Consider the following 979-nt stretch of genomic DNA (forward strand, 5'->3'; position numbering starts at 1 on the left):
CCTACTTTCAAAACATACCCTTCTTTATACCGAAATGGTGACTACTGGCGCAATTATCCATGGGGGTGCTGATCGATTTCTCAGGTATAACAATGAAGAACACCCTATTGCACTTCAGCTTGGTGGGAGTAAGCCGTCCGAGTTATCACGATGCGCAGAAATTGCCGCTCAATTTGGCTATGACGAGATCAATTTAAACGTTGGCTGCCCAAGCGACAGAGTGCAAAATAACATGATTGGCGCTTGCTTAATGGCTCACGCTGACCTCGTTAAGCAATGTATTTCTGCGATGAAAAATACTGTAGACATCCCGATCACTGTTAAGCATCGAATTGGAATAGATGAACATGATAGCTATGAGTTTGTTCGTGATTTCGTATCGAAAATCGCTGAGGACGGATGTAAAACTTTTATCGTTCATGCGCGTATCGCCATTCTTGATGGCTTAAGTCCAAAAGAAAACAGAGAAATCCCACCTCTAAAGTATGAATATGTCTATCGCCTAAAAAAGGAATTTAAGGACCTTGAAATCATTATTAACGGCGGAATAAAGTCTATCGATTCGTGCAAGCAACACCTTAAGCTAGTTGATGGAGTAATGGTTGGACGCGAAGCCTACCAGCACCCATGGTTACTTTCTAGCGTCGACGAACAATTGTTTGGAGCAAAACCCCATGGTAAAAGCCGTCACGACATTATTCACGACATGATGCCTTACATTGAAACACAGCTTAAAGGGGGTCAAAAGCTTCATTACATTACTCGCCATTTATTAGGCCTCTTTCATGGACAATCCGGTGGCAAACAATTTCGCCGGTATTTAAGTGAAAACGCATACAAAGATGGAGCCGATCTTAAAACGCTAGAACAGGCGCTTTCTCTTGTGCCTGAAAAATGATTGGGATTGTCATATTCTTAAGCTAAAAAGCTGCTATCGTTTATAGATATGGAATACAAAAAGGAAATCAGAAATCAATGG

1 protein-coding gene is annotated in these 979 nt (G+C 41.6%); it reads left to right on the forward strand.

Translation table 11 applies throughout. From position 1 onward, the window contains the following. A partial coding sequence (gene dusA / locus A3729_RS25535) for a tRNA dihydrouridine(20/20a) synthase DusA (RefSeq protein WP_068634420.1) occupies nucleotides 1-898 on the forward strand: 898 nt, incomplete at its 5' end. Between the last annotated feature and the right edge of the window lie 81 nt (nucleotides 899-979).

The organism is Oleiphilus sp. HI0043, from assembly GCF_001634935.1.